Origin of the sequence: Mycobacterium sp. 852002-40037_SCH5390672, assembly GCF_001665875.1 — a bacterium.
Lineage (GTDB): Bacteria > Actinomycetota > Actinomycetes > Mycobacteriales > Mycobacteriaceae > Mycobacterium.
This window is the reverse complement of the sequence record NZ_LZTA01000027.1, coordinates 39,541-64,338: the sequence shown is the minus strand read 5'-3', so window position 1 is coordinate 64,338 and position 24,798 is coordinate 39,541. Positions and strand designations below refer to the sequence as shown.

21 protein-coding genes are annotated in these 24,798 nt (G+C 68.1%); 13 read left to right on the top strand and 8 right to left on the bottom strand.

Annotated elements, in window-relative coordinates; all coding sequences use genetic code 11:
- From A5782_RS05025 to A5782_RS05010, 4 genes are all read right to left on the bottom strand, one after another.
- Nucleotides 1-792, bottom strand: a complete 792-nt coding sequence (locus A5782_RS05025; RefSeq protein WP_156623804.1) for a tetratricopeptide repeat protein — start codon at nt 790-792, stop codon at nt 1-3.
- 38 nt (nt 793-830) lie between these two features.
- The gene (locus tag A5782_RS05020) at nt 831-1,193 is read right to left on the bottom strand and encodes a DUF732 domain-containing protein (RefSeq protein ID WP_082942783.1); all 363 of its coding nucleotides are present in this window, start codon (nt 1,191-1,193) and stop codon (nt 831-833) included.
- Nucleotides 1,194-1,292: 99 nt separating this feature from the next.
- Complete coding sequence (gene tyrS / locus A5782_RS05015) at nt 1,293-2,564, bottom strand: tyrosine--tRNA ligase (RefSeq protein WP_156623803.1); 1,272 nt, start codon at nt 2,562-2,564, stop codon at nt 1,293-1,295.
- 33 nt (nt 2,565-2,597) lie between these two features.
- Nucleotides 2,598-3,242, bottom strand: coding sequence for a DNA-3-methyladenine glycosylase (locus tag A5782_RS05010; protein WP_067096000.1), 645 nt, complete (start codon nt 3,240-3,242; stop codon nt 2,598-2,600).
- Between the two features lie 108 nt (nt 3,243-3,350).
- Here A5782_RS05010 and A5782_RS05005 point away from each other — a divergent pair, with 108 nt between their 5' ends.
- From A5782_RS05005 to A5782_RS04990, 4 genes are all read left to right on the top strand, one after another.
- Nucleotides 3,351-4,628, top strand: coding sequence for an ammonium transporter (locus tag A5782_RS05005; RefSeq protein WP_067095998.1), 1,278 nt, complete (start codon nt 3,351-3,353; stop codon nt 4,626-4,628).
- Nucleotides 4,629-4,836: 208 nt separating this feature from the next.
- Nucleotides 4,837-5,601 (top strand): ABC transporter ATP-binding protein, encoded by a 765-nt coding sequence (locus A5782_RS05000; protein ID WP_067095996.1) that lies wholly within the window; start codon nt 4,837-4,839, stop codon nt 5,599-5,601.
- Nucleotides 5,535-6,353 carry an ABC transporter permease gene (locus tag A5782_RS04995; protein ID WP_197694111.1) on the top strand — a complete coding sequence of 273 codons (819 nt, stop codon included), beginning with the start codon at nt 5,535-5,537 and terminating at the stop codon, nt 6,351-6,353. Before A5782_RS05000 ends, A5782_RS04995 begins: the two co-directional genes overlap by 67 nt.
- Nucleotides 6,354-6,378: 25 nt before the next feature.
- Nucleotides 6,379-6,999 carry a TetR family transcriptional regulator gene (locus A5782_RS04990; RefSeq protein WP_067095993.1) on the top strand — a complete coding sequence of 207 codons (621 nt, stop codon included), beginning with the start codon at nt 6,379-6,381 and terminating at the stop codon, nt 6,997-6,999.
- Here A5782_RS04990 and A5782_RS04985 read toward each other — a convergent pair.
- Together A5782_RS04985 and A5782_RS04980 are read right to left on the bottom strand one after the other, a co-directional pair.
- Nucleotides 6,965-7,180: a Trm112 family protein gene (locus tag A5782_RS04985; protein ID WP_067095990.1), complete on the bottom strand. Its 216-nt coding sequence runs from the start codon at nt 7,178-7,180 to the stop codon at nt 6,965-6,967. The genes A5782_RS04990 and A5782_RS04985 overlap by 35 nt on opposite strands.
- On the bottom strand, nt 7,177-10,215 hold the full coding sequence (locus A5782_RS04980) for an acyl-CoA synthetase (protein ID WP_156623802.1): 3,039 nt from the start codon (nt 10,213-10,215) through the stop codon (nt 7,177-7,179). Before A5782_RS04980 ends, A5782_RS04985 begins: the two co-directional genes overlap by 4 nt.
- A 415-nt stretch (nt 10,216-10,630) precedes the next feature.
- On the opposite strand from A5782_RS04980, the gene A5782_RS25975 reads away from it, so the two are divergent.
- The 9 genes from A5782_RS25975 (at nt 10,631) to A5782_RS04940 (ending at nt 20,438) form a co-directional block, all read left to right on the top strand.
- Nucleotides 10,631-10,768: a hypothetical protein gene (locus A5782_RS25975; protein ID WP_156623801.1), complete on the top strand. Its 138-nt coding sequence runs from the start codon at nt 10,631-10,633 to the stop codon at nt 10,766-10,768.
- A 40-nt stretch (nt 10,769-10,808) separates the two neighbouring features.
- Entirely contained in the window at nt 10,809-11,312 is a 504-nt protein-coding gene (locus tag A5782_RS04975; protein ID WP_067095984.1) for a hypothetical protein, read from the top strand.
- 16 nt (nt 11,313-11,328) lie between these two features.
- Nucleotides 11,329-12,075 (top strand): gluconate 2-dehydrogenase subunit 3 family protein, encoded by a 747-nt coding sequence (locus tag A5782_RS04970; protein ID WP_067095981.1) that lies wholly within the window; start codon nt 11,329-11,331, stop codon nt 12,073-12,075.
- The gene (locus tag A5782_RS04965; protein ID WP_067095978.1) at nt 12,075-13,772 is read left to right on the top strand and encodes a GMC family oxidoreductase; all 1,698 of its coding nucleotides are present in this window, start codon (nt 12,075-12,077) and stop codon (nt 13,770-13,772) included. Before A5782_RS04970 ends, A5782_RS04965 begins: the two co-directional genes overlap by 1 nt.
- A complete protein-coding gene (locus A5782_RS04960) occupies nt 13,765-15,558 on the top strand; it encodes a glycoside hydrolase family 15 protein (protein WP_067095975.1) in 1,794 nt (597 codons plus the stop codon). Before A5782_RS04965 ends, A5782_RS04960 begins: the two co-directional genes overlap by 8 nt.
- 32 nt (nt 15,559-15,590) lie before the next feature.
- Complete coding sequence (locus A5782_RS04955; RefSeq protein WP_067095972.1) at nt 15,591-16,607, top strand: SDR family oxidoreductase; 1,017 nt, start codon at nt 15,591-15,593, stop codon at nt 16,605-16,607.
- Entirely contained in the window at nt 16,595-17,710 is a 1,116-nt protein-coding gene (locus tag A5782_RS04950; RefSeq protein ID WP_067096076.1) for an enolase C-terminal domain-like protein, read from the top strand. The genes A5782_RS04955 and A5782_RS04950 overlap by 13 nt, the downstream gene beginning before the upstream one ends.
- Nucleotides 17,711-17,813: 103 nt before the next feature.
- Nucleotides 17,814-18,500 (top strand): PAS and ANTAR domain-containing protein, encoded by a 687-nt coding sequence (locus tag A5782_RS04945; protein ID WP_067095970.1) that lies wholly within the window; start codon nt 17,814-17,816, stop codon nt 18,498-18,500.
- Between the two features lie 138 nt (nt 18,501-18,638).
- Nucleotides 18,639-20,438 carry an ABC-F family ATP-binding cassette domain-containing protein gene (locus tag A5782_RS04940; RefSeq protein ID WP_067095968.1) on the top strand — a complete coding sequence of 600 codons (1,800 nt, stop codon included), beginning with the start codon at nt 18,639-18,641 and terminating at the stop codon, nt 20,436-20,438.
- A gap of 41 nt (nt 20,439-20,479) precedes the next feature.
- Here A5782_RS04940 and A5782_RS04935 read toward each other — a convergent pair whose 3' ends face one another.
- Both A5782_RS04935 and A5782_RS04930 read right to left on the bottom strand, forming a co-directional pair.
- Complete coding sequence (locus tag A5782_RS04935; protein ID WP_067095965.1) at nt 20,480-21,541, bottom strand: type III polyketide synthase; 1,062 nt, start codon at nt 21,539-21,541, stop codon at nt 20,480-20,482.
- A gap of 157 nt (nt 21,542-21,698) precedes the next feature.
- Entirely contained in the window at nt 21,699-24,797 is a 3,099-nt protein-coding gene (locus A5782_RS04930) for a type I polyketide synthase (RefSeq protein ID WP_067095962.1), read from the bottom strand.
- Nucleotide 24,798 lies beyond the last annotated feature (1 nt).

Here is a 24,798-nt window from a genome sequence, read left to right as displayed (position 1 = left end):
TCAGCCGAGTTCGCTGACCCGGTCTTCGGCGTCGGTGACGCCGTCGACGTCGGCGGCCGCGGAGTGCAGGAACCATTGCAGCGCCTCGTCATCGCGGCCGTGCGCCAGCAGCGTGTCCGCGTAGGCGTAGAAGAGCCGCGCAGCCGTGGTGCCGGTGCGGCTCGGGTCCAGTTGCGGCGTCGATAACAGGGTGAGTGCCTGATCCAGCTGGCCCAGATCCGCGCGAGCCCCGGCCGCGACGATGCGCAACTCGTCGGCGTCGTCACCGCTGAGTCCGGCGGCCTCCGGTCCGCGCGCGAGTTCGATCGCCCGCTCCGGACGGCCAAGTCCGCGTTCGCAATCGGCGATCAGGGCAAGCAGCGGGGACTTGCTGCCCATCCTGCGGGCCGCGCGCAGTTCCGCGAGCGCCTGCGACCAGTCGCCGCAGTGGTAGGCGGCGATGCCGACCGCTTCGCGGATGGTGGCAAGCCGGCTGGACCTGGCGCGCGCCGCCCGGGCGTGGCTCAAGGCGGCCTCGGGGTCTTCGTCGAGCAGTTCGCCCGCGGCCACCAGATGGCGCGCCACCGCGTCGGCGGTGGCGCGATCCAGGGTGCTCAGTTCGCGGCGGAGGTCGGGTGCCAGCTGCTTGGCTTCCACGCCGGGCGGTATCGGCGGGCCGTCCCGCGGCGCGCGATCGGCCTGGGCGTCCGCTCTCTGCGGCTGGGCCGGGCGCGCACGCCCCGGACCCGACCAGCCACCCGAGGCCGGCCGCCCCCGCCGTTCGTCGCGATGCCGTTGCCTGTCGTCGACCACGCTGCCGAGAATACGGGCAGCCCGCTGACTGGGAACGCCTACCTTTGCAGCCGGTTACCCAGCAGCGGCGCGATCACCGCCGGACAGTAGGTCGCGATCGCGACGATGGTGAACCTGCCCGCCATCTCGTACGACATTCCGTTGCCCTCGGCCATCTTGGACGTCACCTCGTCGAACGACCCGCCGGGCTCGAACAGCATCGGGCAGACCGACTGTCCCATCGCCATGGTGCCGGTCGGTTGGGTGTAGGAGATCCCGGCATTCGTCAGCGCCGACAGGAAGGTGTTGCCCAGCATGTCCGCGCGGATCGGCGCCGAGAGGATCGCGGCCAGCGCCACCAGGCCGGTGATCACCCCCAGAATCCGCAGGACGGTCCACCGCACACGCGTCGCGAAAATCACCGTGACAACAGTGCTCGTGCAGGGTCACGCCAACGACACGGTGAGATAAAGATCTGCGCACGCGCGCGTTTTGCGGCGCCCGTCTGGGCCCTGGTCGGGCTAGACCTTTTCGACCCCGGCGACGGTGCGTTTGCCGCGGCGCAACACCAGCCATTTGCCGTGCAGGAAGTCGGACGGTTGCGGCGTCCATTCCTCGCTGTCGACGCGGACGTTGTTGACCGAGACGCCGCCTTCGCCGATGGTGCGGCGCGCGGCCTTCTTGCTCTCGGACAGGCCACTGGCGACCAGCAGGTCGACGATCCCGTCGGGGCCACCGGGTTTGAGCTCGGCGACCGAGGTCTCGCGCAAAGCCGCCGCGAGCGTGGCCTCGTCCAGGCGGTCCAGCTCGCCCTGACCGAACAGCGCCCGGCTGGCGTGCTCGACGGCCTCGGTGGCCGCCTCGCCGTGCACCAGCACGGTCAGCTCGCGCGCCAGCCGCCGCTGGGCGGCGCGCTGCTGGGGGCGCTCGGCGGTCGCCTGTTCCAGCTCGCCGAGCTCCTCGGCCGTCAGGAAGGTAAACCACCGCAGGTACCGGATCACGTCGGCGTCGGCGGTGTTGAAGAAGTACTGGTACCAGGCGTACGGCGTGGTCAGCGCCGGGTCCAGCCACAGGCTGCCGCCGCCGGTGGATTTGCCGAATTTGGTGCCGTCGGCGGCGGTCACCAGCGGCACCGTCAGCGCGTGGACCGAGGCGGACAGCTGCTGGCGCACCAACCGGACCCCGGCGATGATGTTGCCCCACTGATCGGAACCGCCGATCTGCAAGTTGCAGCCGTAGCGCCGGTGCAGCTCGACGTAATCGTTGGCCTGCAACAGCATGTAGCTGAACTCGGTGTAGGAGATGCCGTCGCCCTCGAGACGGCGCCGGACGGTATCGCGGTCCAGCATCACGTTGACCGAGAAGTGCTTGCCGACGTCGCGCAGAAACTCGATCGCCGACATGGGGCTGGTCCAGTCCAGGTTGTTGACGACGACGGCGCCGGTGGGTGAATCGTCGAAGTCGACGAAGCGTTGCAGCTGCCCGCCGATCCGCTCCGTCCACTCGGCGACGGTGTCCGCCTCGTTGAGGGTGCGCTCGCCGATGTCACGCGGGTCCCCGATCATGCCGGTGGCTCCGCCGGCCAGCACGATCGGGCGATGGCCGGCGCGCTGGAACCGGCGCAACGCCAGCAGGGGCACCAGGTGTCCGGCATGCAGGCTGGGTGCGGTGGGGTCGAAGCCGGCGTACACCGTCAGCGGGCCGCGCCGCGCCTCGGCGGTCAGCGCATCGAGGTCGGTGGACTGCGCGATCAGGCCGCGCCAGCCCAGCTCGTCGATGATCATGTCGCCCATGGTCCAAGATCCTTCCACCCGAGATCGGTTCGGCTAGTCGCTGGCGCCCGGCGCCGCGGCGCGGGGGCTGCGGCGGTACGCCGAGACCTCCGGGCGGCCGGGAAGCCACAACCGCCACGGCCGGTCGGCGGCCTGGCTGACGCCGACCCGCGGACCGGACGCCGCGGTGAGCGGTTCGTGTAGTTCGAGGGCCACCGGACTGTCGCGCGCGAAAAGGTCAATGCCGTTGTCCTCCATGGTGATTCCCATGGCAGCGCACAGATTGCCCGGACCGCGGGCCAGGGCCGCGGTGTGCACCAACTCGCCGCGGCGGGCACGCGCGACGTCGGTGCCCTCCTCGATGGCGGCGGCGCGCAGCAAGACCGCGGCGGCGGTGCCCTCGGGTCCGCAGGAGACGTTGGCGCAGACATGGATGCCGTGGCTGCGGTAGGTGTAGAGCCGCCCGGGGGGCCCGAACATCACGAAGTTGCGGGCCCGCAGACCCTTGTACGAGTGCGCCGCGGCGTCGGGCCAGGGACCGTCCGGTACTCCCCCATACGCCTCGACTTCGACGACTATCCCGCTCACGCCCCGCGCGGTCAGGGTTGCGCCCAGTAACCGGCGCGCGGCCTCGACCGGGTCGACTAACAGGCGGGCCGCAGCCGTGCCTTCACGAAATCGTCCTCGAGCCTCGACCACATCAGATCCTGAATCCTCTTTTCTTAACCCAACGAACCTACCGGCAGGCCAAACATGGCAGTATCCCGGTGTCCCGTGACCCCAGGGCCGCGAGAAGGAGCCCACCTCATGCATGCGATCGATCCCGCCGCCACCGCGTGGCTGCTGGCCAGCACCGCACTGGTCTTGCTGATGACTCCCGGCCTGGCGATCTTCTACGGCGGCATGGTCCGCACCACCGGTGTGCTCAACATGATCATGATGAGCTTCATCTCCATACCTCTGGTGACGGTGGCGTGGTTGCTGGCCGGCTACACCATCGCGTTCTCCGAGGACAGGGTGAGCGGACTCGCGGGCAACCTCAGGCATTTCGGGATGCTCGGCATCACTCCCGACACCGTCCACGGCACGGTCCCCGAGTTGCTTTACGCCACATTTCAGTTGACGTTCGCGATCATCACCGCCGCCCTGGTCAGCGGCGCGATCGCGGACCGCGCCAAGTTCGCCGCCTGGATGGTCTTCGTACCGGTGTGGACGATCGCCGTGTATTCGATTGTCGCGCATTGGGTATGGGGTCCCGGCGGCTGGCTGGCCAAGCTGGGCGTCCTCGACTACGCGGGCGGGCTCGTCGTCGAGATCGTGTCCGGTTCTTCAGCGCTGGCGCTGGCACTGGTGCTCGGACCGCGCATCGGATTCAAGAAGGACGCGATGCGGCCGCACAACCTGCCGTTGCTGTTCGTCGGCGTCGGGCTGCTGTGGTTCGGCTGGTTCGGGTTCAACGCCGGTTCCGCCTTGGCCGCCAACGGAACTGCCGCGGCGATTTTCCTCAACACTCTGGTGGCCGGGTGCCTGGGCATGCTCGGCTGGCTCTCGGTCGAACAGATCCGCGACGGCAGGCCCACCACGTTCGGTGCGGCATCGGGTGTGGTCGCCGGGCTGGTCGCCATCACTCCGTCCTGCGGAACGGTCAACACGCTCGGCGCGACGGTCGTCGGGCTGGCCGCAGGCGTCGTGTGCGCGTTCGCGGTGGGCGCGAAACTGCGCTTCAACTATGACGATTCGCTCGACGTGGTGGGCGTGCACTTCGTCGGCGGCGTGGTCGGTGTGTCGTTGATCGGTTTGTTCGCCACGGCGGTCATGACGGCGGGCCCGCAGGGCCTGTTCTACGGGGGCGGCTTCGGCCAGCTGGGCAAGCAGGCGCTGGCGATCGCGGTGGTCGCGCTGTACGCGTTCGCCATGACGTTCGTGCTGGGGAAGGTCATCGACCGGCTGATGGGTTTCCGGGTCAGCGCCGAAGACGAGACCACCGGTGTCGACCTCACGCAGCACGCCGAAACCGCGTACGCCGAGGGCGTGCACGGGCATCTGCCGCAGCGCCGCCCGGCGACCGGCGAACGCTTCAACTAACTGCGCCGGCGCCGCGCACGAGGCGCACGGGGACGGGACCTGGCCACACCGCCAATTCTCGTGCGCGCTGGCGCCGGCGATAGCGCGCCAGAAATTCACCAAATGGTCGTCGAGCCGCGCCAGCTGCTCCGCGGTCGAGCGACGCCGATTGCGAGACGTTGATTGAGAGACCTTGACAACCCAGCGCCACGAGACGATTATTCATCGCATGATGAGTTCATCCCGTGATGAATTAATTCCCGGCAACGCGGAACCGGCGGTTCGCATCGATCACCTGCGCGTCGTGCGCGGCAAACGCCCGGCGCTGCACGACTTCTCGGTGCAGATCGGTCAGGGCAGCATCACCGGCCTGCTCGGGCCGTCCGGCTGCGGCAAGACCACACTGATCCGCTGCATCGTCGGCACCCAGATCCTGTCCAAGGGCACCGTGACCGTGCTCGGCCAAGAAGCGGGCAGCGCCGAACTGCGCCACCGCGTCGGCTACCTGCCGCAAGACCCGACCATCTATAACGACCTGCGCGTCGTGGACAACGTTCGCTATTTCGCGGCGCTGTACGGGTTCGACGCCCAGGCCGCCGACGCCGCCATCGACCGGGTCGGACTCACCGATCACCGAACAGCCCTGTGCGGCAACCTCTCCGGTGGTCAGCGAACCCGGGTGTCGCTGGCGTGCGCGCTGGTCTGCCAACCCGAGCTGCTGGTGCTCGACGAGCCCACGGTGGGTCTGGACCCCGTGCTGCGCGCGGACCTCTGGGAGCAGTTCACCGAGCTGGCCCGCGCCGGGACCACGCTGCTGGTCTCCAGCCATGTGATGGACGAAGCCGACCATTGCGGCGACCTGCTGCTGATGCGCGACGGCCGGTTGGTCGCCCACACCACCCCGACCCAACTGAGAGAGGACACCGGATGCACGTCACTGGAGGAAGCGTTTCTGTCCATCATCAAGCGCAGCACCATGCGCGAAGCGGGCTGACCCTGCGCGGCTACACCGCGACCACGACGCGAATCCTGCGTCAGTTGGTCGGCGATCGCCGCAGCGTCGCGATGATCCTGTTGGTGCCGGTCCTGGTGATCAGCCTGATGTACTTCATGTTCCAGAATGCCCCGCACCGCCCGGGCGGACCGACCCCGTTCAACAATGCCTGCCTGATTCTGCTGGGCCTGTTCCCGCTGTTCGTGATGTTCATCATCACGGCGATCACCATGCAGCGCGAACGGGCCTCCGGGACGCTGGAGCGCATTCTGACCACGCCGCTGCGCCGCCTGGATCTGCTGATCGCCTACGGCACCGCCTTCTCCATCGCCGCTGCGGCGCAAGCGATTTTGGCGTGCGTTGTGTCGTTCTGGCTGCTGGGTTTCGACACAGCGGGAAGCCCGATGTGGGTGTTCGTCATCGCGATCGTCAACGCCGTGCTGGGAGTCGGGTTGGGCCTGCTGTGTAGCGCGTTCGCCCGCACCGAATTTCAGGCCGTGCAGTTCATCCCGCTGGTGATGGTGCCGCAGCTGTTGCTGGCCGGCATCATCGTGCCGCGCGCGCTGATGCCACACTGGCTGCAATGGATCAGCAATGTGCTGCCGGCCAGCTACGCGCTGGAGGCCTTGCAACAGGTGGGTGCGCACCCCGAACTGACGTTCATCGCGGTGCGCGACATCGTCGTGGTGCTGGGCTTCGCCCTGGCGGCGCTGTGTCTGGCCGCGGCGACGCTGCGGCGGCGGACGCCGTAGTGGTGGGTCGCCACGGAGGGTCCTAGTGACGGCCACCAGCGCCGGCCGCCGCCGGGGGCGACCGGCCGGAGTCTCCGACAGCCGCAATCGCATCTTGGCCAGCGCACGAGATCTCTTCGCCCGCAAGGGCATTCGAAACACCTCGATACGCGCGGTGGCGTCGGCGGCCGGGGTCGATTCGGCGCTGGTGCATCACTACTTCGGCACCAAGGAGAAACTGTTCGCCGCCGCCGTGCACATTCCGATCGACCCGATGCAGGTCATCGGCCCACTGCGCGAGGTGCCCGTCGAGGAACTCGGCTACCAGTTGCCATCAATGTTGTTGCCGCTCTGGGACTCCGAGGTCGGTGCGGCCTTCATCGCCACGCTGCGCTCCATCCTGTCCGGCGAGGAGGTGAACCTGTTCCGCGCGTTCATCCAGGACATCATCGCCGTCGAAGTGGGTACCCGCGTGGACAATCCACCGGGAAGCGGAACCATCCGCATCCAATTCGTCGCGTCACAACTCGTCGGCGTGGTGATGGCACGCTACATCCTGCAGTTGGAGCCCTTCGCATCGCTGCCGCCCGAGCAGATCGCGCAGACCATCGCGCCTAACCTGCAGCGCTACCTCACCGGGGATCTGCCGAACGGCCTTGTGCCATGAGCCGGGCGTGTTCGTCGTCGCCGACGTCGCGGGCCTCGTCGATGAGCAGCACCGGGATGCCGTCCTCGATGCGGTACGCACGCCGCAGCCGCGGGTTGTAGAGCAGTTCGTCCCCCACCAACACCAGCGGGCCCCGGTCGTCCGGGCACACCAGGATGTTCAGCAGTGCATCGTCGATCATGACTGCGCCCCGGTCAGCTCGGTTCGGGCCCCGACGGTCAGCCGCCGGTATTGGTCGGCCGCCACATCGAAATACCAGACATGGCGTCCCGGCTTCGGGATGCCGGCCGCACGCAGGGCACTGACGGTGGGGCGGTACGTCGCGCTCAGATTCATCTCCGGCGCGACGCACACGATGTCGGGCCCCAGGCCGATCGGGATCTTGGCGAACGCTTCGGTCAGGTCCGCCGGGGTGATCGAGGCTCCCGGCAACAGCGTCACCACCGACACCGCTATCTCGTGGTCACCCACCGGCACGTTGTAGGTCACCGCGAGGTCGACACCGGTGATGCATCCCAATGCCTCGGTGACCGGCTCGGGATAGACGAGGCCGCGCTCGGTGTGGACCACCGAGCCGCGCCGGCCTGCCAACCAGTAGTCGCCGTCGTCGTCGCGGTAAAACAGGTATTCGGTCGATATCCAGGTGTCACCGGCGGCGAAGACCCCGCGTTTGACCGAGGCGTTCGGATCGATCGGGCCGTTGGAGGCGGCGAGCAGGACCCCCACCTGTTTGGGTTCGGCGATCTGCACGAAGCCACGCTCGTTCTCCAGGATCAGGTCGTGCTCGGCGTCGTAGGCACCCAGCTCGATGTGCCCGGCACCCGGCAGGGGGCGGCCCTTGCTGCCGACCTTGGCGCCCGACACGTTGGCCAATACGGCCTGCCCGTCGGTGGTGGCGAAGAACTCGACGACGTGGGCGGGCGTGAACGCGTCGACGACGCGCCCCCACAGTCCGGTCGGCATGCCCGAACCGATGAACAGCCGCACCGGGTGATTGCCCTGCAGCACGAACGCGGGATCGTCGACGATCTCGCGCAGCATGGCCCACGTGTAAGACACCACGGTGACGCCGTATTGCCGCACCTCCTGGACGAATCGGTCCCGGTCCAGGCCGCGCGACAGCGCGATGCGGGTGCCGCCGACCACCGCGCCGCCCAGGCTGACCAGCAGCGCCGACTCATGGTGTAGCGGCGTCAGGCAGTAGACGGTGTCGCGACGGTCCAGCGCCGCCGTCGAGGCGGTACCGAAGGCCGATACCGCCCAGCGGTAGTTGGTGATCTGCCTGGCCACCAGCTCGCCGCCCGCCGCGCTGAACGCGATGAACGCCAGATCCCGGGCCAGTCCCGGGTTGGGCCGATACCAGCCGGGCAGCTCGACGGCGTCCGGGTCGATTTTCTCCATGTCGATCACTTGGGGCTGCTCCAAGGAGTCCTCGGGCAGGTGCAGATCCCGCGACTCCCCGCCACCGAGCACCAGCACCTGGCGCAGCCCTTGGCGGTCGGAGCCCAGCACCGCCTCGAGGTTGGTGGGGTCGGTCAACAGTTCGGTCACTCCCCCGAGGCGCACCGACGCGGCCAGATCGGCGTCGGGCCGCATCACCACCGCGGTGGCGCCCAGCCGGGACAGGGCGGCGATGGCCACGAGCGCGCTGGGCCGGGTCTCCATCAACACACCGACCCGGTCACCCTGGCGCACCCCGACGTCGATCAGGCCGCGAACGACGTTGTTGACGCGCCGGTTCACCGCCTCGTAGGTGTGCACGCGGCCGTCGAACAGGAGGAATTCGCCCTGCGGGGCGTCGTGGGCCTGTTCTTCGATGATGCGGCCCAGCGAGATCCGGGTGTGGTCGTTGATCTGGCCCAGCCGGACCAGGCGTGGCAGGGTGCGGGCTGTCTCGACGGCCAGGGTGCGCACGGACTTGTTGGCGGCGACGACGGTGTTGGCCGCGCCGCGCGCTATTCCCAGCGCCGCCTCGGAGGCTTCCCCCAGGCCGTGCGCGATCCGGGAGCTGAGCGCCACCCCGCTGTCGGTGTGTTCCGCGGGCTGGTCGGCCATCGGGTCGATGCTGGTGGGTTTGTCGCCTCCGGTGGACAGCCACTTCACCCATTCGGCGACCGTCGGCCAACTCTGTTGTGCCGCCTTCGATCCGACGACCAAGCCGAAATGCCCTGTGCGAATGGTGTATTCGTAGACTTCGGCATCCGGTGCCGCCCGCCGGATGCCGCGCACCGAGGCGGGCTGGCCGATGTCGTCCACCTCGCCGACGAAGGCCAGCACGGGACAGGTGATGTCGGTCAGCGTCACCATCTGGCCGTTGACGGCGAAGCCGCCGGTCATCATCCGGTTGTGCGCGATGAATTGCTTGAGCAGCTCGGAGATCGCCGGGCCCGACCACGCGATCCAGCCTTCGCGCTCGAGGAACCGGCGCTGCTGCTCGCGCGGCAGTAGCGCCTCGCGGTCGTGCAGCTGGCGCAAAAAGTCCATCCGCGCCTTCGCGGTCTTGAGCGGGTCGAGCATCTGAAATCCGGTGCGCGCCATCCAGCTGGGGATGGCCAGCCGGCTGAACACGTGGTCGGCCATGAAATTGGCGGCCGGCGCCGCGAAGTTTGCCGGGATGCCCATGGGCAACGCGGCCAGCGTGTCCACCGGCGAACCGAAGGTGACGATGCTGGCCAGGCTTTTCGACCGGCGGTAGGCGGCAACCTGGTAGCACCACATCCCGCCCTGCGAATATCCGACCAGGTGCACGTCGCTGCCGGTCACGTCCTTGACGGTGTCGATGGCCTCACCCAGCGCGACGATGTGGTCGGCCAGGGTGCGCCGCATGCCGCCTTCGACCTTGTCGGGTTCGCCGAAGTCGATGACCCAGCAATCAAGGCCGTGCGCGTGCAGGATCCCCACCGCGCCTTCCTCGCGCGTCACGTCCCACATATCCGCCGACATCATCATCGGGTGCACCATCAGCACCGGCGGCCCGGCGGGCGACTGGCCGTGCCGGCTGTCCGGCGGGAAATACCGCCGGAGCTTGTACATCGGCACGCTCTCGACGATCTGGGACGGCGACGGGACGCTACCGGTTTCCAAGCCCCCCAGTCGCAAGACCTCCAGCCCGTTCTGCGCCGTGGCGATCAGCCGCTCGACCGGTCGGGTGACCATCGAAATATTGAGATCCACTGCTGCTCCCTGAGTCTTGACAGCTTGGACATCATGGCACATCAGGGCAGCTAGAAGGGCGGTGGTTCCCCCGAATCGGGTGCCGATGACCCGGTTCGCCGGGCTGAGCCCCGTGACGGTTCACCCGGGTGCGCAACCGCACGCTCACGCGGTTGCGCGCCCTGGATTCCAGCCCATCATGATCCGCCGGCTGTCGTAAAACCCACCGATTCCGTCGCGACCTGCCCTCCTGAAGGCACGCTGAGAACCGGCTGCCATCCCGTTTGCGCAGCAGGACGCCGGGTACACAGCCGTTGCGCTTCGGTCGCGACGCATCGTCGGGGCCTTCTCGGTTGAAAGACACAGCTGGGCGCTTCCCAGTTTTCTGGGCGGTTTTGGCGACCGTTACTGCGTTGACAGTGCCGGGGCCGAAGCCCGCCAGGCCATGCTTCCTTCCAGCCCGAAGGCGAGGTTGCTTATGGAGACGACGACGGATTCACTCGGCGAGCGCGCCACCGAAATCACCGCCGCATTTCTGCGGTCACCGAACGACGGCGTCCTTGGTGCGCGAAAGGCCGCCAACCACTCCACCACCCAAACCAGCCCCGGCCGGTAGTCACCGGGCCCGGGTCAATGCGCGCGAGAAAGGGACACAAATGTTGTTGCTGGGCAACGGCGGACGGTCAAAAGGCCGCACCGCCGGCGACGGACTCGGTGAGGTCCAACACTTGGCCGAGCGAGCCTTGTACGACGTCGCGCACGGCCGGTTCGAACGCTCGCTGTCCGGGCTGACGGCCATCGCGGCACTGGTCACGACGGCCGAAATCTACTTCGAGCACTACAAGGCCAGCTTCGGCAACAAATGGATGTGGAGCCCCATCGTCGTGACCCCGCCGGTGGTCGTCGCCGGAATCGGTGGGGTGTTCTCGCGGCGCTGGGCCAAACTCTGGCTGCCCATCACCGCGGGCATCTACACCGCCAACGGACTGATGGGCGAATACCTGCATGCGCGCGGGGTCGCGCGCAAGCCGGGCGGGTGGAAGAACGCTTCCTACAACGTGCCGATGGGGCCGCCGATCGCGGCGCCGGGGTTGATGTGCATGGTCGGCGGGATGGGGCTACTGGCGTCGATCCTGCGCCGCGAGCGGTTCCGGGACTAGGGCGCTGGGACTCCGGATGGCCAACACCTCACGCCCCGACCACCTGCCCAACTTGCGTCCCGACGGCAAACCGCCACACCCGTCCTGGTTGCCCAGGCAGCGCCGCGGCGTCACGCCGCAGATGATCGGGCGCTATCCCGATTACGACGTGCTGGAAACCGCCGACAAGTGGGACGAGGCCACCAGGAAGGTGGTGCTGGCCCGGCTCGAACCACCGGGCCCGCTGCGGTTTTTCACCGCGGAAGAAGAACCGTGCCTGCGCGCGTTCTGCGACACGGTGCTCGCCCAAGACGTCGAACCGCGAGTGCCGGTGGCCGAATCTGTCGACTCCAAGCTTGCCGACGGGCACTTCGACGGTTACCAGTACGCCGACATGCCCGACGACCGCGATACCTGGCGACTGGTTTTGCGCGGGCTCGACGAGACGGCTTCGACCCACTACGGCAAATCCTCATTCGCCGACGCCGATCTGGCCACCCGCGAAGCGATCATCGACCGGTTCTCGCAGGCAGACCTGCAGGGCGGGGCGTGGGAGAGCCTTAACGTCAAGCGCGCGTGGTCGGTGTGCATGCGAATGACGTTGGCAAGCTTCTACTCCCACCCGTGGGCGTGGAACGAGATCGGGTTCGGCGGCCCGGCCTACCCGCGCGGTTTCATGCGCCTCGGTGGCGCCACCGGCCCGGCGGCCTCACGCGAACCCTACGAGACCCGCGGCGCCACCGATGAGGATCCGGTGCAAGTCGTGCAGAACGGGGAGTTGTGATGGGCGACTTCTTGCGAGGTCTGTTCAAGGGAGCGGTCGAACCGAAGGACAACGATTCGCGGTTCCTGCTCGACGTGCACACGCGCGACCTGCCCGGCGAGAAGACCATGCGCCGCTATGCCGACGACGACGAGGTCGATCTGGTTGTGGTCGGCGCCGGGGCCGGCGGGTCGGTGCTGGCGCAACGGCTGGCACGTCAGGGCTGGCGGGTGGTGATCCTCGAGGCCGGCCCGTTCTGGCACCCGGATCAGGACTGGGTGTCCGACGAGGCCGGCTCCCACGCGCTGTACTGGACACAGAAACGCATCATCGGCGGCGACGACCCGATTGAGCTGGGCAAGAACAACTCCGGGCGCGGGGTGGGCGGGTCCATGGTGCACTACGCCGGGTACACCCCGCGGTTCCATCCCAGCGACTTCGAGACCTACACCCGAGACGGGATCGGGGCCGACTGGCCGATCCGCTACGAGGACATTCGCCGCCACTACGAGCGTGTCGAACTCGAGCTTCCGGTGGCCGGCCAGAACTGGCCCTGGGGCGATCCGCATCGCTATCCCTTTGCCCCACACCCTATTTCGGGTGCCGCCGCGAAGATCTGGCGGGGCGCGCTCAAGCTCGGCATCGAGATGCGCGTCGGGCCAGTCGGGATCGTCAACGGCACCTTCGGCAACCGCCCGCACTGCATTTACCGCGGCTACTGCCTGCAGGGCTGCAAGGTCAACGCCAAGGCCAGCCCGTACGTCACGCACCTGCCCGACGCACTGGCCCACGCCGTGGAGATCCGCGCGAACTGCATGGCCTCCCGGGTCGAGCTCGACGAGAACGGCGTGGCCCGCGGCGTGGTCTACTACGACGAGATAGGCGGCAAGGAGCGACTGCAACGCGCCAAGGTTGTTGCCGTCGCCGGGTATTCGATCGAAACACCGCGCCTGCTGTTGAACTCGGTCAGCGAACGGTTCCCGAACGGGTTGGGCAACAACGACGATCAGGTGGGGCGCTACGTGATGGTGCAGGGCGCCACCCAGTCCGCGGGCCGGTGGCCCGAAGAGGTCCGGATGTACAAGGCGCCGCCCCCCGAGGTGACCTCCGAACAGTTCTACGAGACCGACCTCTCCCGTGGCTTTGCCCGTGGATTCGCCATCCAGACCGTGTCGCCGATGCCCATCGGCTGGGCCGAACACGTGCTGGCCGACGGGCACTGGGGCCGCGCGTTGCGGGAGTACATGCGCGACTACAACCACTGGGCAACCGTCGGCGTGCTCAACGAGCTGTTGCCACTACCGGACAATCGCGTGACGCTGGCCGACGAAAAGGACCCGTACGGCATCCCGGTGGCCCGGTTCGACTACACGCTCTGCGACAACGACAAGGCCAACATGGCCTACTCCACCAAGGTGATCGGCGACATCCTGCAGGCCGCCGACGCACAGGACGTGCTCACCATCGAGCGTTTCGCCCACCTGATCGGTGGAGCCCGCATGGGCACCAGTCCGCAGAACTCCGTTGTCGACTCAGATCAACGCGTGTGGGGCGTGCCGAACCTGTTTCTCGCCGACGGGTCGGTGTGCCCGACACAGGGCTCGGCGAACCCCGCGTTGACCATCATGGCGCTGGCATCGCGGCTCGCCGAGCGGTTGGCCGCCGGCAAGATCGATACCACTGCCGGACAGGGGTCAAAGGCGGGAGCCCGTGGCTGAGCGCACTATCGACGTCGAGGCAGCGTTGCCGCCGCGGGTGCTGCGCGAGTACGCGCTGCTCGCCGACGGCGAGCGCGGCGCCTTGATCGGGCCACAGGGCGACGTCGCGTGGATGTGCGCGCCGCGCTGGGATTCCGACGCCGTCTTCTCCGGGCTGATCGGCGGCGACGGAGTATTTGCGGTCACGCCGACGGACGTGCGGCACGTCTGGGGCGGCTATTACGAACCGGGCACCCTGATCTGGCGCAACCGTTGGATCACCCGCACCAGCGTCGTGGAATGCCGTGAGGCGCTGGCCTTTCCAGGGGAGCCGGATCGCGTGGTGCTGCTGCGGCGCATCATGGGTTGCCGTGGCACCACGCGACTGCGGGTGCTGCTGGCCCCGAGCGCCGCGTTCGGTCGCCACGGTCCGGGCCGCCTGAGCTTGGATAACGGAATCTGGCGCGGCCGGTCAGGGCCGTTGAACTGGCGCTGGGTGGGCGGCTCCGACGCGCACACCGTGCGCTCGGCACGCGGCCGGGGCGGACTGCTCACCACCGAAATCACTGTCGGCGAGGGTCAGCATTACGACCTCATGCTCGAGTTATCCGAACGCCCACTGAGCGACCAACCGCCCGATCTGAACATCGCCTGGGACGCCACCACGGATGCCTGGCACCGCAGCGTGCCTCAGCTGAACTGCAGCATCGCTCCCCGCGATGGGCATCACTCCTACGCGGTGCTGCGCGGGCTGACCAGCAGCGCGGGCGGCATGGTGGCCGCCGCCACGATGAGCCTGCCGGAACGGGCGCACACCAGCCGGAACTATGACTACCGCTACGCGTGGATCCGCGACCAGGCCTATGCCGGGATTGCCGCCGGGGCCGCCGGGGCCACGGAGCTGCTCGACCGTGCGGTCGAGTTCGTCGGCGCCCGACTTCTCGAGGACGGTCCGAACCTCAAACCCGCCTACACCATCAGCGGCGGTTCCGTGCCCAGCGAACAAACCCTGGATCTCCCCGGCTACCCGGGCGGCACCGACAAGCTCGGCAACCGGGTCAACCAGCAGTTCCAACTCGACGTCTTCGGCGAGTCGCTGCAGTTGCTGGCCGTAGCCGGACGGGCTGACCGCCTCGACGCCGAAGGATGGCGCGCCGCACAGATCGCCATCAGCGCCATCGAGAAGCGCTGGCGGGAGCCAGAGGCCGGGATCTGGGAAATCGATGACCAGCACTGGACCCAATCCCGGCTGGCCTGCGTGGCCGGGCTTCGTCGCATCGGCGAGGTGGCCGGCGCCGGCGCCGAGATCGCCGCGTGCACGTCACTGGCCGACGCGATCCTGGCCGACACCGCCTGCAGCAGCCTGCACCCGCAGGGCGGATACTGGCAGCGCAGCCCACAGCTGTCCCAGGTCGACGCGTCGCTCGTGCTGCCGCCGCTGCGCGGCGCCATCCCGGTCAGTGACCCTCGCACCCGCGCCACCCTCGACGCCGTTCGCAACCAGCTCACCGAAGACGGGTTCGTCTACCGCTTCCGCCACGACGAGCGTGACCTCGGCGACGCCGAAGGGGCCTTCCTGCTCTGCGGATTCATGATGGCGCTGGCCGAACACCAGCTCGGCCACGGTCACTGCGCGATGCGCTGGTTCGAACGCAACCGCGCCGCCTGCGGGCCCCCGGGATTGTTTTGCGAGGAATACGACATTAAGCAGCGCCAGCTCCGCGGCAACCTGCCCCAGGCGTTCGCGCACGCGCTGATGTTGGAATGCACGGCCACCCTCGCCGACGAGGCAGTCCACAGTGAGTGATCGAGACTGATTGAACGGAAAGGAGATTCGCGATGACACAGACAGTGGTGATCACCGGAGCCAGCGCCGGCATCGGCCGCGCCACCGCCCAACAGTTCGGGCAGCGCGGCGCCAACGTCGCCCTGCTCGCGCGCGGCGCCGCCGGGCTTGACGGCGCCGCCCGCGACGTCGAAGCCGGCGGCGGCAAGGCGTTGGCCATCCCGACCGATGTGGCCGACCACTCGGCCGTCGCCGCCGCCGCCGACGAGGCCGAGGCCGCCTTCGGTCCCATCGACGTCTGGGTCAACGTCGCGTTCACCTCCGTGTTCGCGCCGTTCAGCGAGATCAGTGCCGAGGAGTTCAAACGCGTGACCGAGGTGTCCTACCTGGGGTACGTGCACGGCACCATGGCGGCGCTGGCCAAGATGCGTCCCCGCAACCGCGGCACCATCGTGCAGGTGGGTTCGGCGCTCAGTCAGCGATCCATCCCGCTGCAGTCGGCCTACTGCGGGGCCAAGCACGCGGTCAACGGGTTCACCGAATCGGTGCGCTGCGAACTGTTCCATGAGGGCTCCAACGTGCGGATCACCGTGGTCCAAATGCCCGCGGTCAACACCCCGCAATTCTCCTGGGTGCTGTCCAGGCTGCCCCGCCATCCCCAACCGGTGCCGCCGATCTACCAGCCCGAGGTCGCCGCCCGCGGCGTCCTGTACGCCGCCGATCACCCGGGGCGCAAACAATTTTGGGTCGGCGATTCCACCATGGTGACGCTGCTGGCGCAGAAGTTCGCCGCGCCGCTGCTGGACCGCTACCTGGGCCGGACCGGATACGACTCCCAGCAGACCGAGGAACACGTCGGTCCCGACCGGCCCCACAACCTGTGGCAGCCGCTGGACCAGGAACCGGGCACCGACCATGGCCCACGCGGTCAGTTCGACGACGAGTCGCACGACCACAGCCCGCAACTGTGGGCGTCCCAACATCCGATCGTCAGCGGCACCGGCGCGCTGAGCGCCGCGGGGCTGGGCGCGTGGCTAGCGGCGCGCGCGGGCCGCCGGTGGGCGCGATGACGCCCGACGCGCGGATCGAAGAAGTCACCGCGCAGGTCTACGAAATCCCCACCGACGCACCGGAAGCCGATGGCACGCTGTCCTGGTCGTCGACCACCCTGGTGCTGGCCGAGGTCACGGCCGGCGGTCGACGCGGAATCGGCTACACCTATGCCGACGGCGTGTGCGGCAAGCTGATCAGCGAGAAGCTCGCCGGCGCGCTCACCGGACACAGCGCCGTGGACATCGGAGCCCGGTGGACGTCGATGGTCAGGGCGATGCGCAACAACGGGCGGCCCGGGTTGGCGTCCTGCGCGATCTCGGCGCTCGACACCGCGCTGTGGGACCTCAAGGGCAAGCTGCTGGAGCTACCGGTATGCCGATTGATCGGCATGGCACATGCCGAAGTACCGATCTATGGCAGCGGCGGCTTCACCACCTACGACGAGCGCACCACCCGCGCCCAGCTCGAACGCTGGGTCGACGAGTGGAAGATCCCCCGCGTCAAAATCAAGATCGGTGAGTCATGGGGCTCCGACGTGAGCCGCGACCTTGATCGGATTGCCCTGGCGCGCAAGGTGATCGGGCCCGACGCCGCGCTGTATGTCGACGCCAACGGCGGCTATCGCCGCAAGCAGGCGATCCGCGTGGCCCACGCCATGGCCGACCACGATGTCACATGGTTCGAAGAACCCGTCTCCTCCGATGACCTGGCCGGGCTACGGGAAGTCCGCGACCAGGTGACCCCGGACGTCACCGCCGGTGAGTACGGCTACGACCTGGCCTACTTCAACCGGATGCTCGCCGCCGACGCGGTGGACTGCCTGCAGATCGACGTCACTCGATGCGGGGGCATCACCGACTGGTTGCGCGCCGCCGCCGTGGCCGCCGCGCACAACGTGGACGTGTCCGGGCACTGCGCTCCCAACCTGCACGCCCACGTCGCCAGCACCATCCCGAACCTGCGGCACCTGGAGTACTTCCACGACCACCACCGCATCGAACAGATGCTCTTCGAAGGCGCCCTGTCGCCCGAGGGCGGCGCGTTGCGGCCCGATCAACACCGACCGGGCTTCGGCCTGGAGTTCAAACACCAGGACGCCGAGCGGTACCGGGTGGCCTGACCGTCAAGCACTGCCGGTAAACGCCGTATGGCGAGGAATGAACGCGCGCAAAACGGGAATCGATAGGCCAAGGTTTTCACAAAGGGGATCGGGGAAACGCACGATGACGGTGAACTCCAACGACGAAGCTGTTGAGCGCCCGGAGGCGCTGGTGCCTGACGTCGTCGTGGAAGACGACCTGAGCGCTGTCGACTTGGTATTGGGTCTCGGTGAGCCGCAACGCGTCGGCAGGTTCTGGTTCTACATCGACGGCCATCGCTGGGAGTGGTCGGATGCGGTGGCGCGCATGCACGGCTACAAGCCGGGACAGGTGGAGCCCACCACGGAACTGCTGCTGCAACACAAGCATCCCGAGGACCGGGAGCGGGTGGCCGCCGTGCTGGACCGGGTGATGAAGGGAAAGCCGTTCAGCAGCCGGCACCGCATTATCGACACCGCCGGACGCACCCGCTGCGTCGTCGTCGCCGGCGATCGGATGGTCGACGGCAGCGGCGCGCTGGCCGGCACGTCCGGGTTCTATGTCGACGTCACCGACTCCCTGCACTCGGATATCAGCAACGTGCTCTCGGCGGTGGCCGACGCCCGCGCGCGCATCGAGCAGGCGAAGGGCGTGCTGATGATCGCCTACGGCATCTCCGCCGAGCGTGCGTTCGACATTCTGGTGTGGCGTTCCCAGGAGGCGAACCTCAAGCTGCGCGACGTCGCGAGCCGTTTCCTGGACGCCGTGGCCAGCAAGGCATCGGCGGAGACGCAAAGCCAAGTGGACCAGGCACTGCTGACCCTGGAATAGCGACAGCTCGGGCCAAACTGCGCGGCTCCTCCCCCGGCCGTCAGCCGGCCGGCATCGTCACCGCGCTGGGGCCAAACTGCGCGGCTCCTCCCCCGGCCGTCGGCCGGCCGGCATCGTCGCCGCGCTAGGGTCGGCCCAGTGGCGCACCTACTTGGAGCTGAGGCCGTACACCTCGAATATCCGACTCAGGTGGTCTTCGAGTCGATCACGCTCGGGGTCAACGACGGCGCGCGCATCGGCATCGTCGGGCGAAACGGTGACGGGAAATCCAGCCTGTTGCGGCTGCTGACCGGCCAGCTACGCCCCGATTCCGGCCGGGTCACCCAACGCAGCGGGTTGCGGGTCGGTGCGCTCAGCCAGGCCGACACCCTGGACCCGGAGAGCAGCGTGGGCTACACGCTCGTCGGTGAGGCGGCCGAACACCAGTGGGCCGGTGACGCGCGGGTCCGCGATGTGGTCGCCGGGCTGGTCTCCGACATCACCTGGGAGGCAACAGTTTCCACGCTATCCGGCGGACAGCGCCGCCGGGTGCAACTGGCCAGATTGCTGATCGGCGAATGGGACGTCATCGCGCTTGACGAGCCGACCAACCATCTCGACATCGAGGGCATCACCTGGCTGGCCGGACATCTGCGGCAACGCTGGGCGCGCAACACCGGCGGGCTGCTGCTGGTGACCCACGACCGCTGGTTCCTCGACGAAGTCGCCACCACGACGTGGGAGGTGCACGACGGGATCGTCGAACCGTTCGACGGCGGGTACGCGGCTTACGTGCTGCAGCGCGTCGAGCGGGACCGGATGGGCGCCCTTGCCGAGTCCAAGCGGCAGAACCTGATGCGCAAGGAGCTGGCGTGGCTGCGTCGCGGCGCGCCAGCGCGAACCTCGAAGCCCAAGTTCCGGATCGAGGCGGCGAACCAGCTGATCGCCGACGTGCCGCCGCTGCGCAACACCGTCGAGTTGGCCAAGCTGGCCACCGCCCGCCTCGGCAAGGACGTGATCGATCTTCTCGACGTGTCGGTCGCGTTTGACGGGCGACCGGTGCTGCGCGATATCGAATGGCGGATCGCTCCCGGCGAACGCACCGGCATCGTCGGAGCCAACGGCGCCGGTAAGTCGACTTTGCTGGGATTGATCGACGGCACTATCGAGCCGGACGCGGGACGGGTCAAGCGCGGCAAGACGGTGCGACTGGCGGTGCTCGACCAACAGGGCGATGCGCTGGCCGCGGTCAGCGGCGACCGGATCGCCGATGTGCTGGGCAGACTGCCCGGCGCTTATCAGGTCGACGGCCGTGAGGTCACGCCGGCGCAGCTGCTGGAGCGACTCGGGTTCTCCCGAGGCCAGCTGTCCGCCCGCGTCGATGATCTCTCTGGCGGCCAGCGGCGGCGACTGCAGCTGATGCTCACGCTGTTGTCCGAACCCAACGTTTTGCTGCTGGACGAGCCGACCAACGACGTCGACACCGACACGCTGACCGCGATGGAGGATCTGCTCGACTCCTGGGCGGGCACGCTGATCGTCGTCTCGCACGACCGTTACTTGCTGGAGCGGGTCACCGATCAGCAGTACGCGGTGCTCGACGGGCGGCTGCGGCATCTGCCGGGCGGCGTCGACGAGTACCTGCGGCTGGCCGAGCACCGGACGACCCAGCCGAGCACTGAATCGTCGCGGCCCTCACCCCCGTCCGAGGCTTCGACGACATCGCAGCCGGCGATGTCCGGCGCGCAACGCCGCGCGGCGGAGAAAGAGGTGGCCTCGGTCGACCGCCAGCTCGCGCGGTTGGCGGACCGAATCAAGGACAAGCACAACGAACTGGCCGCGCATGACCATTCCGACCATGTCGGCATCACCCGGCTCACCCAGGAGTTGCGCGCACTCGAGGACGAGGTCGCCGCGACGGAGAGTCGCTGGCTGGAGCTCTCCGAGCTGCTCGAGTGACGTCGTTGTGCGGCAACAGGTTTCGTGAGTCGGTTACCCGCTCAGTGCCAGCGCAGTAGCACCAGTTCGGAGCCGAACCCGGGACCCATCGCGAGCATCAGCCCAGGGCTTGCGCTGGGCGGCGGTTTGGCGACGGTGTCACGCAGGATGTGCAGCACTGACGCCGACGACATGTTGGCAACTTCCCCGAGCGAGCGCCAGGTCAGTTCCTGCGCCTCCGGGGGCAGTTCGAGGCACTTGGCGATCGTGCTGATGACTTTCGGGCCTCCGGGGTGGGTCACCCAGGCGCCGATGTCGTCCTTCGTCAGCCCATGTGCGACGAGGAACGTGTTCACGTCGTCGGCCAGGTAACGGTCGATGACGCTCGGCAGCTCCGGGGACATCACCAGCTGCATTCCGTCCGAGCCGATGTTCCAGCCCATGATGTGCAGCGATTCGGGGTACAGACGGCTGCGCGAATCCAGGATGTCGGGTCCGGCGGAATTCAGCTGCTCGGCGCGACGGTCGCCGACGGCGACCACCGCGGCGGCGCCGTCACCGAACATCGCCGTGCCGACCAATCCCGACACGGTCGGCCGGACCGTCGGAAAGGTGAGCGAGCACAGCTCGACCGACACCAGGACAGCGACGCCGTCGGGCGCACCACGCAGGTAATCGTGCAGCCGCCCCACACCCGCCGCCCCGGCCGCGCAACCCAGGCCGAACAGCGGCGCCCGGCGCACGTCCGGACGCAGGCCGAGGCGCCCGACGATCCGGGCGTCGAGCGACGGCACCGCAATGCCGGTGACCGTCGTCGTGGCGATCATGTCGATGTCTTGCGGTTGCAGCCCGGCCTCATCGAGCGCGCCCAGTAGCGCGTCGCAGCCCAGCTCCACGCCTTTGTCGATGAAGATTTCGTTGGCGTCACCGAAGTCGGTGAGCGCGTGGTATCGCTCGATGGGCAGCACGAAGTGGCGACTGTTGACTTTGGCGGCGGCGTGCAGGCGCCGGACGATCTCTTCGTGTTCGGTCAACGCCGGGAACTTGACCACCTGGTCGGTGATTTCGCTTTGGCTATAACGGTGCGGCGGCAACGCGCCGCACACACCCGCGATGACGCTCATGCTCTGCTCTCTTGAATGCCAACCAGCTTAAACACCACTGCACTTGATGCCGGAAGTTTATGCCGTCCTGTTTGGTCGCGCAAAAGTATCTCGTATTCAACACATGTCGCATTAAGGCGGCTTTGTGTTCGCGTAATCATCTCCGCCAGCAAGGAATTCATCGTTCGGTGTCTTCTTCATCCGCCGAGCTCAGCGCCATCGCGATCAACGCGTCCGGGCTCAAAGAGTCGATGCGGTCAGCACCGGCATTCGCGTCGGCAACGGGGTTTTCCGGTGTGCCGGCGAGCAATAGCAGTTTTTCGAGCAATCCGGTTCTTCGAAGTTCTCGCACCGGAATCTTGCGCAATGCCGACCACATTTTTTCATCGTCGGATTCGACGGGCTCGTCGTGGAGCAGTTGATGGCGAAGGTGATCGGCCAACGCGGCCGGCGTCGGGTAATCGAAGATCAGCGTTCGCGACAAAGCCAGTCCGGTATGGCTGGTAAGACGGTTGCGCAGTTCGACCCCGATCATCGAGTCGAACCCGAGGTCGCCGAAAGCGCGGTCGTGGTTGATCGCGTGGCCGCCCGGATGCCCCGACACGGCCGCGGCGTGCTCGCAGACCAGCTCGAGCAGCACACGGCGTTGGTCGTCGGGCGCCAGTGCGTGCAGCCGGTGCGCCAGGTCGGGTGTTCGAGTGGCCGTGGCGGGCGGCGCTCCCGTCGCCAAGGCTCCCCGGCCCCCCAACCAAAACCTTTGCCGTGCAAAGCCATACGTCGGCAGCTCGACGCGTCGGGCGTTGCGCCCGGCGAACACGCCCGCCCAGTTCGGGTCGACGCCCCGGGTGAACAATTGGCCGGCGGCGCTCAGCAGCGATTCCGTTTCGGGGCGGTCCTTGGCCATGCTGGGCACCGATATGGCCCGCGCGTTGCTCAGCGATTGGTCCACCGCCGCCGTCAACGCCGCACCCGGACCCAGTTCCACGAAGATTCCGGCGCCGGCCGCCTCCGCGACGCGCACGCCCTCGAAAAAGCGCACCGGCGCACCGATATGCGCCGCCCAGTACTGCGCCGATCCGTACCCGGGGCCGGCCAGCTGGCCGGTCACGTTCGACACCAACCTGATCCGCGGCGCGCTGCTCTCGATGTCGGCCACCGCTGCGGAAAACTCGGCGATCATGGGCTGCATCAGCGGCGAATGAAACGCGTGCGACACCGCCAGCCGATGCACGCGCCGGCCCGCCTGGGCCAGCCGGTCCGCCAGCGCTTCCACCGGGGTCTGCGCGCCGGAAAGCACCACCGCGTTGGGGCCGTTGACCGCAGCGATGCTCACCCCGTCGGTCAGCAGCCCGGCCACCTCGGCTTCGCCGGCGCCGACCGCCACCATCACCCCGCCGGGCGGCAGCTGCGCCATCAACCGTCCCCGGGCCGCCACCATGCGCGACGCATCCGCGAGCGACAGCACGCCGGCCACGCACGCCGCTGCGATCTCACCGACCGAGTGCCCCATCACCACATCCGGTGTCACACCGAAGGATTGCCACAACGCCGCGAGCGCGATGCCCAGCGCGAACAACGCCGGCTGGGCGAACTCGGTGCTGCGCAACAAGTCCGGGTCCGCGCCCCACATCACCTCGCGCAGCGGCCGCCGCAGATGCACGTCCGCCGCCGCGGCGGCCTCATCGAAGGCCCGGGCGAACACGTCGAACCGGTCATACAGTTGCCGCCCCATTCCCAACCACTGCGACCCCTGTCCCGGAAACGCAAAGACCGTCTCGCCCAACGATATCGACTGGCCCACCGCCACGTCCGGCCGTGACTCTCCCGTCGCGACGCCCGCCAAACCCGTTGCCAGCGCCTCGCGATCGCCGGCCACCACGACCGCACGGTGCTCGAAGTGCGTCCGGGTACTGACCAGCGACCAGGCCACATCCAGGGGATTCACCTCACCGCGGTCGGCCAGATGGGCGGACAACCGTTGGGCCTGGTTGGCCAGCGCCCGTTCGGAGCGGGCCGACAGCACCCACGGCACCGCCTCGTCCGTGCCCGCGGGCGATTCCGGCGGCGCCGTTTCCCACCCGGTCGGGGGCTGCTCGACGACGAGGTGTGCGTTGGTGCCGCCCATCCCGAACGAGGACACCCCGGCCCGCCGCGGATGATCTGCGGACGGCCACGACACCAGGGCGGTATTGACTTGCAGACCAAGGTGATTCAGCTCGGTCTCGGGGTCGGCGTGGTTGAGGCTGGGCGGGATCGCGGAATGTTCTATCGCCAGTACGGCCTTGAGCAGCCCCGCGATTCCCGCGGCGCTTCCGGCGTGCCCGATGTTGGTCTTCACCGATCCCACCCGCACCGGATCGTCCGCGCGCTCGGCGAAGATCTCGCCCAGCGCCTGGGCTTCGATCGCGTCGCCGACCTTGGTTCCGGTGCCGTGCGCCTCGATGTAATCGATATCGCCGCCCTCGAGGCCGGCATCGGCGAGTGCGCGCCGGATCACGTCCGCTTCGCCGCGAGCCGACGGCACAGTCTGGGCGGACGCGCTGTGCCCGGCATTGCCCACTGCGCTTCCCCGAATGACGGCGCGGATGCGGTCTCCGTCCTGCAGGGCCGTCGCCAAGGGCTTCAGCAGCACGAGTCCCCCGCCTTCACCCCGCACGTAGCCGTCGGCACGCCGATCGAACGCGTAAGTGTGACCCGACACCGAAACTGCGCCGAATTCGCGTTCCAGCATGGCGATTTCGTCGGACAGGTTGAGGTGGACCCCGCCCGCGATGGCGAGCGACGACTGCCCGCTGCGCACGCTCTGACTGCCGAGGTGCACCGCCACCAGGGATGACGACTGACCGGAATCGACGGTCATGCTGGGTCCGTGCAACCCGAAGGCGTAGGAGATGCGGTTGGCGATCATCGCCCGACTGATGCCGGTGAAGGTGTGGTGGTCCAGGTTGTCGGCGAGATCGCGCAGCGTCAGTGCCGCGTATTCGTCCGTCATGGCCCCGAGAAACACCGAGACCTGCTCTCCCCGTAGCGTTTCCGGAATCACGAAGGCGTCTTCGAGCAACTCCCAGCTCAGTTCGAGAGCCAGGCGTTGCCGGGGATCCATCGCGCACGCCTCGCGTGGCGACACGTTGAAGAAGTCGGCGTCGAATTCGCCCGTGTCCCCGGTGAACTGGGTGGCCTCACGCCCGTCGCGGATCAGGCGCCAGAACGAGCCGGGGTCGGCCGCGCCAGGAAACCGACAAGCCAGCCCGATGATCGCGACGTCTGTCGATGTCAAG

What these genes read in the sequence shown, in the direction of transcription:
- tyrS (WP_156623803.1), bottom strand. Translation starts at nt 2,564, where the DNA reads ATGGGCGACATGATCATCGACGAGCTGGGCTGGCGCGGCCTGATCGCG.
- A5782_RS05005 (WP_067095998.1), top strand. Translation starts at nt 3,351, where the DNA reads ATGCATGCGATCGATCCCGCCGCCACCGCGTGGCTGCTGGCCAGCACC.
- A5782_RS05000 (WP_067095996.1), top strand. Translation starts at nt 4,837, where the DNA reads ATGATGAGTTCATCCCGTGATGAATTAATTCCCGGCAACGCGGAACCG.
- A5782_RS04995 (WP_197694111.1), top strand. Translation starts at nt 5,535, where the DNA reads ATGCACGTCACTGGAGGAAGCGTTTCTGTCCATCATCAAGCGCAGCAC.
- A5782_RS04985 (WP_067095990.1), bottom strand. Translation starts at nt 7,180, where the DNA reads ATGATCGACGATGCACTGCTGAACATCCTGGTGTGCCCGGACGACCGG.
- A5782_RS04980 (WP_156623802.1), bottom strand. Translation starts at nt 10,215, where the DNA reads ATGTGCCATGATGTCCAAGCTGTCAAGACTCAGGGAGCAGCAGTGGAT.
- A5782_RS25975 (WP_156623801.1), top strand. Translation starts at nt 10,631, where the DNA reads ATGGAGACGACGACGGATTCACTCGGCGAGCGCGCCACCGAAATCACC.
- A5782_RS04975 (WP_067095984.1), top strand. Translation starts at nt 10,809, where the DNA reads ATGTTGTTGCTGGGCAACGGCGGACGGTCAAAAGGCCGCACCGCCGGC.
- A5782_RS04970 (WP_067095981.1), top strand. Translation starts at nt 11,329, where the DNA reads ATGGCCAACACCTCACGCCCCGACCACCTGCCCAACTTGCGTCCCGAC.
- A5782_RS04965 (WP_067095978.1), top strand. Translation starts at nt 12,075, where the DNA reads ATGGGCGACTTCTTGCGAGGTCTGTTCAAGGGAGCGGTCGAACCGAAG.
- A5782_RS04955 (WP_067095972.1), top strand. Translation starts at nt 15,591, where the DNA reads ATGACACAGACAGTGGTGATCACCGGAGCCAGCGCCGGCATCGGCCGC.
- A5782_RS04945 (WP_067095970.1), top strand. Translation starts at nt 17,814, where the DNA reads ATGACGGTGAACTCCAACGACGAAGCTGTTGAGCGCCCGGAGGCGCTG.
- A5782_RS04935 (WP_067095965.1), bottom strand. Translation starts at nt 21,541, where the DNA reads ATGAGCGTCATCGCGGGTGTGTGCGGCGCGTTGCCGCCGCACCGTTAT.